This is a genomic window from Aeromonas sp. 25-248, assembly GCF_053005425.1.
Window position 1 is genome coordinate 27200 of record NZ_JBRKTB010000016.1, and the last position, 12625, is coordinate 39824.

Annotated in this window: 12 protein-coding genes; 6 read left to right on the forward strand and 6 right to left on the reverse strand. The window is 61.7% G+C overall.

What is annotated here, in order from left to right; all coding sequences use genetic code 11:
- Positions 1–33: 33 nt before the first annotated feature.
- The 3 genes from ACVDHI_RS18085 to ACVDHI_RS18095 all read right to left on the reverse strand — a co-directional run bounded on the left by ACVDHI_RS18085 (position 34) and on the right by ACVDHI_RS18095 (position 3681).
- Positions 34–1671, reverse strand: a complete 1638-nt coding sequence (locus ACVDHI_RS18085; RefSeq protein WP_223919664.1) for a hypothetical protein — start codon at positions 1669–1671, stop codon at positions 34–36.
- A gap of 142 nt (positions 1672–1813) precedes the next feature.
- On the reverse strand, positions 1814–2278 hold the full coding sequence (locus tag ACVDHI_RS18090) for a hypothetical protein (RefSeq protein WP_274798825.1): 465 nt from the start codon (positions 2276–2278) through the stop codon (positions 1814–1816).
- Positions 2279–2307: 29 nt separating this feature from the next.
- Entirely contained in the window at positions 2308–3681 is a 1374-nt protein-coding gene (locus ACVDHI_RS18095) for an aminotransferase-like domain-containing protein (protein ID WP_048206924.1), read from the reverse strand.
- 116 nt (positions 3682–3797) lie between these two features.
- On the opposite strand from ACVDHI_RS18095, the gene ACVDHI_RS18100 reads away from it, so the two are divergent.
- From ACVDHI_RS18100 to ACVDHI_RS18120, 5 genes are all read left to right on the forward strand, one after another.
- Complete coding sequence (locus tag ACVDHI_RS18100; protein ID WP_039039402.1) at positions 3798–4394, forward strand: LysE family translocator; 597 nt, start codon at positions 3798–3800, stop codon at positions 4392–4394.
- Positions 4395–4496: 102 nt separating this feature from the next.
- A complete protein-coding gene (locus tag ACVDHI_RS18105; RefSeq protein WP_010672906.1) occupies positions 4497–5087 on the forward strand; it encodes a LysE family translocator in 591 nt (196 codons plus the stop codon).
- Positions 5088–5222: 135 nt separating this feature from the next.
- Positions 5223–5915, forward strand: a complete 693-nt coding sequence (locus tag ACVDHI_RS18110; protein WP_041214542.1) for an aspartate/glutamate racemase family protein — start codon at positions 5223–5225, stop codon at positions 5913–5915.
- 219 nt (positions 5916–6134) lie between these two features.
- On the forward strand, positions 6135–7349 hold the full coding sequence (locus ACVDHI_RS18115; RefSeq protein WP_447212366.1) for an aldose 1-epimerase family protein: 1215 nt from the start codon (positions 6135–6137) through the stop codon (positions 7347–7349).
- 642 nt (positions 7350–7991) lie between these two features.
- On the forward strand, positions 7992–8867 hold the full coding sequence (locus ACVDHI_RS18120; RefSeq protein ID WP_447212367.1) for a hypothetical protein: 876 nt from the start codon (positions 7992–7994) through the stop codon (positions 8865–8867).
- Between the two features lie 59 nt (positions 8868–8926).
- On the opposite strand, the gene ACVDHI_RS18125 is transcribed toward ACVDHI_RS18120, so the two are convergent.
- On the reverse strand, positions 8927–10717 hold the full coding sequence (locus tag ACVDHI_RS18125; RefSeq protein WP_182935810.1) for an AMP-dependent synthetase/ligase: 1791 nt from the start codon (positions 10715–10717) through the stop codon (positions 8927–8929).
- 182 nt (positions 10718–10899) lie between these two features.
- Here ACVDHI_RS18125 and ACVDHI_RS18130 point away from each other — a divergent pair, with 182 nt between their 5' ends.
- The gene (locus ACVDHI_RS18130) at positions 10900–11442 is read left to right on the forward strand and encodes a hypothetical protein (protein WP_048206928.1); all 543 of its coding nucleotides are present in this window, start codon (positions 10900–10902) and stop codon (positions 11440–11442) included.
- A 74-nt stretch (positions 11443–11516) separates the two neighbouring features.
- On the opposite strand, the gene rimI is transcribed toward ACVDHI_RS18130, so the two are convergent.
- Positions 11517–11966, reverse strand: coding sequence for a ribosomal protein S18-alanine N-acetyltransferase (rimI, locus tag ACVDHI_RS18135; RefSeq protein WP_201936221.1), 450 nt, complete (start codon positions 11964–11966; stop codon positions 11517–11519).
- 74 nt (positions 11967–12040) lie between these two features.
- Complete coding sequence (locus ACVDHI_RS18140) at positions 12041–12478, reverse strand: DNA polymerase III subunit psi (RefSeq protein WP_103260799.1); 438 nt, start codon at positions 12476–12478, stop codon at positions 12041–12043.
- Between the last annotated feature and the right edge of the window lie 147 nt (positions 12479–12625).

Genomic DNA, 12625 nt, shown 5'->3' on the forward strand with positions numbered 1-12625 from the left:
ACCTGCCAGGGTGGCATGCACCGCCCTGGATGGCTATAGGCCCTGGTGGGGACCGAGGGGTGGCAGTTTGGGGGCCAGGTGGGATCTCACCTGTTGCAGGGTCTCCCGATAGGCGTTCCCATGGTGTTCCAGGAAGGCGGCACTGTGGTTGAGACGCTGCTCCAGCCTGTCCACCAGGCGGGCCACCGCCGGGGCCGCCATGCCGGCGGGCCAGCACTGGGTCAGCAATACCAGCAGTTGCCAGGCATCCCCCGCCTGGGCCGGGAATCGCTCCTGCAGGGTCAGTGCGCTCTGCACGGCGAGCTGGAGCTGACCCGTGGTCATGGCCCGTTGCCGCTCCTCGCGCAACTGGGTCAGCTGCTGCTCCCGTTGCGCCAGTTGCCGTGCCAGATCGTCGACCACCTGCAAAATGAGCCCCTGCAACAGCGGGGTCTGTGCCACCGGCCCCTGATACTGGCCGAGCTGGGCCAGATAACGCTGGGCATGGTGGGGAAGCCCGCAGAACTGGCTGACGGCCACCCCGAGCAACTGGTTGAGGTGATTGTCCCGCGCCGCCTCCGGCGGGTGCTTGGCCAGCAGCATCAAGGCGTCATCGAATCGATAATCCAGACCCAGCATCAGGGCGCGCAGCAGCCCCTCCTCGTGGGCACGCAGGGTCACGGCCTGCTGACCGAGCTCCTCCAGGGCCTGCTGCAGCCCATGAACTCTGGCCTCTCCCGGTGGATGCCAGAGCACCGCCAGGGTCGCATCCAGCAGGCAGCGTTCGACGGAGTGGCGAAACGTCTGTTTGGGGAAGTAGCGCAGGATGAAATCGGTGGCCTGCGCCAGCACCTGACCTTCATCCCTTCGCAGCAAGGCCAGCAAAATGGCCACCTGGCGCCACTGCGGCTGCCAGGGGCAGCGTTGCAGCAAGCCTGACAAAGTTTCCCAGGCAGGATCCCACTGCGCCTCGTGCAGTTGGCAGGCGAGAACCAGCGCCTGATGGATGACGGGGGGCAGTCGCTCCCGGTTGCGGGCCAGATCCTTGTGGGCGCTCTCCACCCGGTTCAGCCCGAGCAGGGCCTGGTTCAGCCCCTGGCGTGGCCACCAGGCATCGTACTCCGTGGTGCAGATGGCGTAGTGCTGGGCGGCCTGCACCCGTTCCCCGGCTTGCAGCAGCATGTAGCCCTTTACCCTGTCCATCTGTGCTTCCAGCCCCTTGTGGCTGGCGTGCCGGTAAAGCAGATCCTCGCACTGGGCGCAGGCGCTGCGCCACTCCCTGAGCGCCATGGGGGTGGCCAGGGGGCGGGTCACCGTGGTCAGTGCCAGCAGCGCTTGCAGGCTGTGCGCCAGCTGCTCCGTGGTGAAGGGCACAGCCAGACGCAGGGCGAAATAGAGGTCGGAGGGGGGGAACTGGCCGGTGTCCTCGTCCTGCTCCAGCAGCAGGAGCACGCAGCCGGGCGCGAGCAGGCCCAGGTGGTGTGCTTCATGCAGCAGCCTGACGCCCTCGTGGGCCTGGTGGTGATACTGGCGGCAAAGAATGGCATCGAAGGCGTGCTGGCGCAGCAGGGCGGGCAGGCTTGCTATCTCTTTGCAGTGGAACAGTTCGGTGGGGGGCAGCCCCAGATCACTCAGTCCCTGGGTGAGGGTCGAGCCCATCATGGCATCGTCTTCGATGAGGAGGATCTGCATCTTTGACGCTCCTTCGCCGGTCGGGGGTGGCGAGGTTGGATTCAAAGTTAGCCTCCACTCTCCCGCGAGAGCCAGAGGGGGTCAATACCCCACCTGGGTCAGGGATGGCTCAGTGCCGGCCTTGGGCAGGGCAAAGAAAGCATCACTGAAGGCCGGGCCCCCTGGCCGAGAAGGGGCAGTCCCGCTGCGGGACACGCAGCTCCCCGGCGCCCGTCTCTCCCTGCCAGGCGAGCTCGAGTTGGCCCAGGCGCCCGAGGCGGCGCAGCTCGAACTCGTAGCGCAGGCAGGGGTTGTCGGTGGGCAGCTGTGTCATTCCGGCGGGCAGCCGGTAGTCGTAGCGCAGCAGAGGGCCATCTTGCAGCCGGCTCTGCACGGGCACCAGCCCCTCCTCCGTCGGTGCGGGGGCCTTGAGATAGCGGCGCAGCGCCACCGGGGCGTCGATGGCTTTTTGATAGTGAAGGCCGTTCATGGCCGCCAGCTCCTCCTCCAGCCGCGTCAGCTCCCCCTCCAGTCCGCTCAGGGCGGCGCCAAGCTGTTGATGGGCCGGGGAGGCGCAGCCTCCCAGCAGCAGGGTTGCGATGAGCAGGGCGGGACGGACGGCAGACATGAAGGCTCCTCGGGTGCCAGGGTCAATGACTATAGCAGGGGATTGGTGGGCGGCGTGCCCCTCAGCAGCCCGGCGAGGCGCTCCAGCCCTTCGGCGACGCGGGCGTCGGTGGCGGGCTGGCTCAGGCTGAGGCGTACTCCCTGCGGGGCGGCAAACTGGCCGGCGGCGAAGTGTTCTCCGCTGGCGACCCCCACGTCAAGGGCGTTGGCGGCCTCCGCAAACTCCTGGCTGCGCCAGGGCTCGGGCAGTGGCAGCCAGGCGTGCATGGACCCCGGCTGCCAGCGCGCTCCCGGCAGCAGGTGGCGCAGGAGCTCACCCCGGCGCGCCAGGATTTTTCGCTGGTGTTCGATGAGCGGCATGATCTGGCGCTGGCTCACCAGCTTGCAGGCCAGCTCGATGAGCAGCGGACTCACCATCCAGCTCGACAGCCGCATCGCCTGGGCGAAGCCGTTGCGAAGGGCGGGAGGCGACAACACGAAGCCGACCCGCAGGCCGCCGCAGGCTATCTTGGCGAGACTGCCGAGGTAGATGACCCGCTCCGGTGCCAGGTTGACCAGGGGAGGGAGCGCACTTTCGGGCAGCAGGCCGTTGACGTCATCCTCGACGATCAGCAGATCGTGGCGACGGGCGATGGCGACGATGGCGTCGCGCCGCGCCAGGCTCATGGTGGCCGTGGTGGGGTTTTGCAGGGTGGGGGTGAGGTAGAGCAGCTTGGCCCGGCGGGTACGGCACGCGGCATCCAGCGCCTCTGGCAGGAGTCCCTCCTCATCCATCGCCAGTCCCACCACCTGATTCTTGAGCTGGCGTGCATTGCCCAGCATGCCGGGGTAGCTCAGTCCCTCGCAAAACAGGGTCTCTCCCACGCAGCCGGTGGCAAGCAGGGCCAGCATGATGCCGTGCTGGGCCCCATGGCTGAACAGCAGGCGATCTTCGCTCGCCGTGATGCCCTGCTCGGCGAGCCAGTCGACGAACAGCTGGCGTTGTGCGGGGCGTCCCGCCTCCTTGTCATAACCGAGCAGGCCGTTGAGATCCCCCTGCGCCAGCTCGGTGAGCAGGGGCCTGATGATGGCGCCCCTGTCCAGCTGGACCGGGAGGTTCTGCCACAGCTCGATGCGCTGGCTGTCTTCATTGCGGATCACCCATTCGTTGGCGGGATCCGCCGCTCCCCTGACCCAGGTGCCGTGCCCGACCCGGGCCGCCAGCAGGCCCCGTCGCTCCGCCTCGGTGTAGGCGCGGGTGACGGTGCCCACTGTGACACCCAGCTTGTCTGCCAGGGCCCTGTGGGTCGGCAGCCGGGTCTCGGGTGAGAGGATACCGGTGGAGATGGCCTGCTCGATGGCCTTGACCAGTTTGAGGTAGAGGGGCCCCTCGAAAGGGGTGAGGTCGGGCGTCCAGATTGTCATGGTGACAATAAATCCATTGATCCAAGATTGTCCGCAATATAGCGTGATTATCAGCATGTACACAACCAACAAGCACACATTGTATCGGTACAATGTGGCGAGAAAGGAGTCTCCCCATGACCATCGAATGGTATGCCACCCTGTTTGGCTTCGCCCTGCTCACCTGCGGCACGCCCGGGCCGAACAACCTGATGTTGACGGCGTCCGGCGCCAACTTCGGCGTGCGTCGCACCCTGCCCCATCTCATCGGGGTGGCGGTGGGCCAGCCTGTGCTGCAACTGGTGCTGGCGCTCGGCTTCTATCCGCTGTTCGAGCGCTGGCCCCTGCTCAAGCTGAGCCTGCAGGTGCTGGGCAGCCTCTACCTGCTGTGGCTGGCGTGGCGCATCGCGGTGGCAGGCGCCCCCGGAGATCCCGCCAGCCGTGCCCGCCCCTTGACCCTGCTTGAAGGGCTGGGCTTCCAGTTCCTCAATCCCAAGGCGTGGATGATGGGGATCTCGGCCATCAGTCTGTTCAGCCTGCCGGGGAGCGACTACTGGCCGAGCATGTGGGGCATCATGAGTGTCTTCCCCATGGCGGGGTTCCCGGTCTGCTTCGCCTGGGTGATGTTTGGCCATCAGCTCAGCCGCTGGATCAACTCGGACAAGGGGTGGCGTCGTCTCAACGGCAGCCTGGGTGCCTTGACCGCCCTGTGCGTGGTGATGCTCTGGTATTAACAGCGTCTTGATTATTCATGCAAAGAAAATGCATTGCTGACCTTGTCGTCAGGGCGTCGGCTCTGCATATTAGGAGGCTTGCCGTATCTGAACGAGGTTGAGATGGATCTGAACTGGTTGCTCCCCCTGGCGGGCTTTGCCCTTATCACCTGTGGCACGCCGGGCCCCAACAACATGCTGCTCACCAGTGCCGGGGCTGCCCAGGGGTTTCGCCGCTCCGTGCCTCTGCTGGTGGGGGTGGTGGGGGGCATCAACCTGATGATCCTGGCCACGGCCCTGGGGCTTGGGGTGGTGTTCGAGCGTCTGCCCCTGCTGCACGATGGCCTCAAGCTGGTGGGGTCTGCCTACCTGCTCTGGCTGGCCTGGAAGGTGGCCAACGCCAGTGGCCCGGCGGAGGGGAACCGGCCGCTCATCCCGGCCCATCAGGGGGCCATGCTGCAACTGCTCAACCCCAAAGCCTGGATGATGGCGCTCTCCGCCATCAGCGGCTTCACCCTGGCGGGGGAGGCTTACTGGCCGTCCGCAGGCTGGGTGCTCGGCATTTTCTTCGTGACCGGCCTCTATACCGGCGCCTTCTGGGTGCTGTTCGGTGCCCAGGTGCGCCGCCTCATCCGCACCGCCACCGGCTGGCGTCGTTTCAATCTGGGCATGGGGCTCGCCACGGCGGCCTGCGTGCTGATGATCTGGGTTTAGGCCTCGGCCTGAGCCTTTACCGGCTGTCTTGTTGGCCCTTCGGGGCCTTTTTTATTGCCGGGGCGGTGCGATCAAACGCGCCCCCTGAGGGATTGCAGCATTGGTTTGCACCATCGGGTTACATAAGGAGATCCCATGAAATGTATCGGTCTGCTGGGTGGCATGAGCTGGGAGTCCACCGTCAGCTATTACCAGGCCCTCAACCGGGGGGTACGCGAGCGGCTCGGCGGTCTGCACTCGGCGCGGGTGCTGCTGAGCAGCGTGGATTTTGCCGGGATAGAGCGGTTGCAGCACGCCGGTGACTGGCCCGCCACCGCCCGTCTGCTGGCGGCCGAGGCCAGGGCCATTCAGGCCGGTGGCGCCGATTTTCTGCTGATCGGGACCAACACCATGCACAAGGTGGCGCCGGAGATCGAGGCCGCCATCGACATTCCCCTGCTCCACATCGCCGATGCCACGGCCCATCGCCTCCAGGCCGACGGGGTGACCCGGGTAGGTTTGCTCGGCACCCGCTTCACCATGGAGCAGGATTTCTACAAGGGGCGGCTCCAGGAGCGCTTCGGGCTGGAGGTGCTGGTGCCTGATGACGCTGCACGGGAGCGGGTGCACCGCATCATCTATGACGAACTCTGCCTCGGCGACATTCGCGAGTCGTCTCAGGCCGAGTATCTGGCCATCATCGCCGATCTGGCACAGGCCGGTGCCCAGGCGGTGATCCTGGGTTGCACCGAAATCGCCCTGCTGGTGGGGGCGTGCCAGGCCGCCGTGCCTCTCTATGACACCACCGCCATCCACGCCGAAGCCGCGGTGACGCTGGCCCTTGCCTGATGTGATGCGGGCGGGGTGACCCTCTCGGCGCCCCGCCTGTTTTTTCCTCCTTTCATAACTGTGAGTCAGCCTTCATTTCAGCAGGGCTGAAGCCGTTTTTATTGTCAATCGGCTCACATTTCCTCCGTTTGTCTCTTGAGTCCGGGGCGTCAGACGCCTAGTTTTCGATCACTGAAACGATTCAGCTTTCACAAAAACAAGAGACACGAGGATAAATCCATGTTGAAGAAACTCTCCATTGCCGTGCTGCTCGCCCTGGGCGCCACCGCGGGTCACGCCGCCGAATTTCTGCTGACCGACTCCCAGCAAGGGCTGGATGTGGGGGACTGGAAGATCACCAGCGAGAAGCTCGGCATCAAGAGTCCGGTTCCCTTCACCATCGAGAAGAAACGCCTGCACGGCGGCCGCCAGGAAGGGGTGGATCTGCTCATCGTCGACAACGGCGTCATGAAGATCACCCTGGTGCCGACCCGCGGCATGGGGATCAAGGAGGTCAAGGCGGCGGATCTGCGCCTAGGCTGGGATTCACCGGTCAAGGAGGTGGTCAATCCCGCCTTCATCGATCTCGAGAGCCGTGGCGGCCTCGGCTGGCTCGACGGCTTCAACGAGATGCTGGTGCGCTGCGGCTACGAGTGGACGGGTCATCCCGGAGTGGATGACGACGGCCGCCTCAAGAGCCTCCATGGCCGGGTGCAGAACATTCCCGCCTCCGTGGTCAGCGTGACCGTGGACGAAGAGCCGCCCTATGCCATCCACGTGCTGGGCCGGGTGGACGAGCGCACCTTCAAGATGAGCGAACTGGTCACCTGGACCCAGCTGAGCGTGGTGCCCGGTCAGGCGGAGTTTGCCCTGCAGGACAAGCTGACCAACCACGCGGACTACGAGAACGAGTACCAGATCATCTATCACGGCAACTTCGGGGCCCCCATTCTGGAGGAGGGATCCAGGGTGAGCACGCCGGTGAAGCAGATCTCCCCGTTCAATGACTACGCCAAGGCCGGACTCAAGGGTTGGCAAACCTATCTGGGGCCCACCAAGGGCTTCGACGAGATGGTGTTCAACCTGGTGCCCTACAGCGACGCCGACGGCAATACCCTGGCAGTGCTGAACAACCGGGCCGGCAACGCCGGAGTGGCGGTAGGCTACAACACCCGACAGCTGCCGGTGCTGACCCTGTGGAAGAACACCGACACCCGGGCCCAGGGCTATGTGACCGGCATCGAACCCGGTACCAGCTATGCCTACAGCACCAAGTACCAGCGCCCGCTCGGGCTGGTCCCCAAGATCCAGCCGGGGGAGACCAAGACCTTCGATCTGACCTATCGCCTGCTGCAAAATGCCGACGAGGTGAAGCAGGCCCTGGCCCAGGTGGAGAAGATCCAGGGCGGTCGGGCCACCGAGCTGCGCGAGCAACCCCTGGTCAAGCTGCCATAAGGGAGAGACGCCCAGCAAAAAGCCGCTCCATGAGCGGCTTTTCTATTCCCAGCGACATATCCTTATTATCGGATAGCTCCTTTATTTTATAGTTCTAAAGTTAATTGTAATAAATAAATTGGGTACAGTTACTTGCTGGCTACTATATTTCCATAGCTTACTGTGTTACGGGCTTGTAAATGGGGTTGGCGTGTTAAAGTATAATCATATATAAATAATACTCTCGACGGCGGACTGAGATAACTGTGACTAGAACGCACCAGCAGAGCAGGTCAGTGGATTCTTTTGAGCTGGTGTTGTTATGAAAGTCCCTGAGAGGTCTGATTAAACTGTATGTAATGGTGGACGAGTAGATTGATATCAGCAATATTTATATTTAGAACTATACATTGAAAGGCACGATAGATACTTTATGTGACGAAATGAGCTACAAGGAGTTATCTGAAAATATTTAAGGTATGATATTGACGGATTATTACTGAAATCATTAGTAATAAAATCCAGTTTTTTGTAATTCAAGAATAGTTTTTCCTAAGTTCTGAAAATGCTTTACCTGTCAAAATCAAGTATCCATATGGGCCTTTTTTTTGTGCGTTGATAATATATACTTCCCATTTCACAATGAAATGGAAGATATGTTGTATGAAATTGTTCATGTTAGCTTTGTTAGTTCCGATAGGGGTTTCCGCTATTGAACAAAATTACCGAATGACAAAAGATGCTTGGGTTGATGGAAATATAGACAAGGAGACTGCATCATCAACAACGGTAATTGTGAATGTAAATGGTGACATCATCACTCCCGGAAGTAGTGGCGATAATATAACTGGTAGTTTCGTTGAGAATAGAAAAATAATACAACTGAAGCAAGACATAAATCAAAACAAAACTTATTATCTTGGCAAGGTAATATCAGACCGGCAGTATCAAGGTACTTGGTATGATATTAATGGTAATGGTGGTGACTTCCGCATCGAGTGGGGTGATGAAGAAAGACCTGATTGCCGTTTGGCAACAGAAACCGGCTGGTATCACGGTTTATACTGTAATGTAGATATTGATGGTGGGGGCTGGAGATTAGTTGCAGTTAGGTATAATAAAGAGACTCATGTTCCTGTTGAACAATTGACTGAGTTAAATAGCAACCAGTATCTGAATCCAGGTGCATGGGGGGAATTGAAGGATGAATCAACGGAGATACTATTTTTACAACCCGACACAGAGATATGGGGGGTTATGAATATATCACAAGCGAGTAATCCAAAATTATGCTCACCATTGAATGAGAATTTAAGTAAAAAGGTTTTAGTCCATGCTGAAAAAGAAGGGTGCTCACTCGAAAACTTAGACTATACCGTAGTCGGCCATCCTGGTAGTTTGGATTATCAAGGTAACTTCTATCGGTATAAAAAAGGTGTTTGGACTGCTAATTATCCAGACTTATGGATTAGAACAAATTGGCCACAGCAGCAAGATGTCTCATATGGTAGTAGCCAACTAATGGTCTTTGTAAGATAAATAAAGGCCACCTCAGGGTGGCCATTATTTATCTGGTGCATGTCAAGCAATACAATTTCTTAAACATGGCTGTACATGGCTTCTATCTCGCGCTGGTACTTGGCCTCGATGATCTTGCGGCGCAGCTTCATGGTGGGGGTGATCTCCCCGAGCTCCATGGAGAAGGCGCTCGGCAGCAGGGTGAACTTCTTCACCTGCTCGAACTTGGCCAGCTCTTTTTGCAGATCGGCGATGCGGGCTTCGAAGAACTCCATTACCCGGGAGTGGCGCAGCAGCTCGGTCTTGCACTGGTACTGCAGGTTGATGGAGCGGGCGTACTCCTCCAGGGACTCGAAGCAGGGCACGATGAGCGCCGACACGAAGTGGCGGGCATCGGCGACGATGGCAATCTGCTCGATGAAGCGATCCTTGCCGAGGGTCCCCTCCACCAGTTGCGGCGCCACGTACTTGCCGTTGGAGGTCTTCATCAGCTCCTTCAAGCGCTCGGTGAAGTAGATGTTGCCCTCGTCATCCAGCTCGCCTGCATCGCCGGTGCGCAGGAAGCCATCCTCGGTCATCACCTCGGCGGTGGCCTCCGGCTTGTTGTAGTAGCCACGCATCACGGTGGGGGCGCGCACCAGCAGTTCGTTGTTCTCGCCGAGTTTCACCTCGATGCCGTTTAGCGCCGTGCCGATGGAGCCCAGCCTGAACTGGGTGTCTTCATAGCAGCAGACGGTGGCGGTGGTCTCGGTCATGCCGTAGCCGTACTTGAGGTTGAGCCCCATGGCCTGGAAGAAGAGATTCACCTCGTCCGCGAGACGGGCGCCCGCCACCGGCAGGAAGCGGGTGCGACCGCCGAAACGGGCGCGCAGCTTGCGAAACACCAGGCGTTCGGCAAGCCAGAGCTGGCCATAGAGCAGGGGAGAGGCGGACTTGCCCGCCTGACGGGTGGCGACCATCTGTTTGCCCACCCGGGTGGCCCAGCCGAACAGGGCGCGGCGCAGGCGCGGCGCCTGGGCAACCTTGGCCTGGATCATGGCGTAGGCCTTCTCGTAGAGGCGAGGCACGGCGCACATCACGGTGGGCTTCACCTCGCCGATGACATCCATCACCTTCTGCGGGTCGCGAATGTAGACGTTCTCGGCGCCGCAATAGAGCACGTAGTAGCTCCAGGCTCGCTCGAACACATGGCTCAGCGGCAGCATGCAGAGGGAGACATCCTGCTCGCTGAGGTCGAGGCGAGCGTCATGCATCTCGAAGCAGGCGGCCATGTTGGCGAAATCGAGCATGACCCCCTTGGGTTCGCCCGTGGTGCCCGAGGTGTAGATGAGGGTCAGCAGGTCGTCCATGCGGTAGTGGCGCTCGCGCTCGCGCAGCACCTGCTCGCTGGGTTGGTGGTTGCCGGAGACGAGGAAGGCCTGGAAGTGGCTGGCCGAGGCGCAGCCGCGCAGATCGACGGTGCCGTCCAGGGCGACGATGTGGCTTATCTCGCCGCTGTCGATGAGGTGCAGCGCCTGATCGAACTGGGGCTGCTCCCCCACGAACAGCATCCTGATGCCGGCATCCTTGACGATGTAGCGCAGCTGATCGAGGGTGCTGGTGGGGTAGATGGGCACGCTGACGCCACGGGCGGCCAGGATGCCGAGGTCGGCCTGGGTCCACTCGGGCATGTTGCGGGCATAGATGCCGACCATCTCGCCGGACTGGTGGCCCGCCCGGATCAGGCCTTGGGCGCAATAATCCATGGCCTGACCCAGGGTTCGCCAGCCGATGGCGCGCCATTGGCCATCCTGCTGGACGCGCAGGGCGGCCTTGTTGCCAAGGCGGGCAATACGCTCACGCATCACTCTAACCAGATGAAACTGCGACATCTCACGCATCCTCAAGTAACAGTTGTGCGCCCGCAGGGGGCACCAAAATCGGGGCTGGAGTTTAAACTCTAACATTACAGCTTACAAGTGTGCGCCATTTGTCCTGGATCACAAAGTCGTCAACCAGATGAGAGTGAGGCATGATAGGGGGCAGGGATCGGATTCATTCAGGGAGTTGCACCATGAATATCGGGATCAAGAGCCTGTTCACCGGCGTGTTGCTGCTGTTGGCGGGGGCAGGCGCCCTCTGGTATCTGCTGGGGGGCGCGGGGGAGCAGGAGAATCCCTGGCTGAGCGGCGCCGAGGGCTATGAGCAGGCGCAGCAGCTGGCGCTGAGGGAAGGATACCCCTTGCTCTACGTGATCGAGCGCGCCAAGTGCCGACGCTGCAAGGCGCTGAATACCAGGCTGTGGCGTGCCCCCGAGATGCAATCCGCCTTGGCGGGGCTGGTGAAGGTGCGACTCAACCCGGATGCGGGGGATGGCAGCGAGCACATTCTGCGCCGCTTCCCCCAGGTTGCGACGGCCCCTGGCATCTATGTCCAGCGACCGGGTGAGCCGCTTCGCCCCATCAAGATCGCGGTGGATATCGAACAGATCTGGATGCCCGGCGTCACCTATGGTCGCGGCTTCTTCATGCCCCTCTCGGGAGCCGCCTTCGAGGCCGTGCTGAGGGTGACCCTGAGCCTGGAAGACCCCTCCATCGACAACGCGCCCCTGCCCTGAGGGGGGAAGCGAAGCGGGGGAGTCAGGGAGGCCAGAGAGGGTGTTGCCCGCTGACGGCGGTCTGCAGCGGGTTGTCAGCCGAAGTCGAACAGACGGGACATCAGCACGGCATCCTCCCTCTCCTGCCCGGTGCCATAGTAGTCGGCGCGGCGGCAATACTCGGCAAACCCCTCGCTCTCGTAGAGGTTGATGGCGGTGCGGTTGCCGGCCCTGACCTCCAGGAACCAGGCCTCGGCCTTGCTGGCCTTGCTGCGGGCCAGGTACTCCCTGAGCAGCGCCCGCCCCAGCCCCTTGCCCTGAAAGTCGGGGTGTACGCAGAGATTCATCAGGGAGCTGTCTCCTGCCACCAGATCCGAGATGTAGAAACCGGCCGGTCGTCCGTCCACCAGCATCAGGCCGTTGAGATAGCGCGGCCCGAAGCAGGAGAGCAGGTTGGCCTGGCTCCAGGGCTCCTGGTGGGCGGCCTGCTCGATGGGGTAGATGGCTTCGAAGTCCGATTCGAGCAGGGGGCGAAAATGGGGCAAGAGGTCAGACATGGTCACTCCGGACGGGATTCAGGCTTGCGATGGACACCATGGCCGTGCCATGGTCGTGAGCATCAAGGGGTGTGGCGCTGCCGGCACTGCTGCCAGAGGGCGCGCTTGTGCGCCCCATCGGGCTTGAGCGGGCAGACCAGGGCATCGGGCCAGCGAGAGTCCGGCGCCGTCAGCCAGAGCAGGGGCGAAGTGGCCCCCGCGGGTAGGGAAGGCATCTCGGACAACAGGGAGACCTCGTCCGTGCCAAGGCCGAGCCAGCGGCAGATGTCCCCGAGCAGGGAGGGCGCGGGCAGCGTCTCTGCCAGCAGCCAGAGCTTACCGGTCGGCAGAGGGGCAGTCTCCTGCGGGGCCAGCACCTCGTCGGCGGGCGTGTTTGCCGGCTGTGCGGCGCCGTCGGGGCTGGTGCCTCCCGCCAGGAGTCGGCCTCTCTGTTGCCAGAGGGGGATGCCCATGCGGGCCAGGATGCGCTGGCGCAGCGGGTCCAGCAGGGGATCTTGCATGGCGAAGGCTCACTCTTGATCTGCGTTGGGGTAAATAATGATGCGCAGAGTACACTCTCGCGGGATTTGCTGCACCCCGGACGTGCGCTTTTCGCCCTGTGGCGATGGCAAACGAGCGCCTCCCCGGGGGCAGAGATGACAGACAAT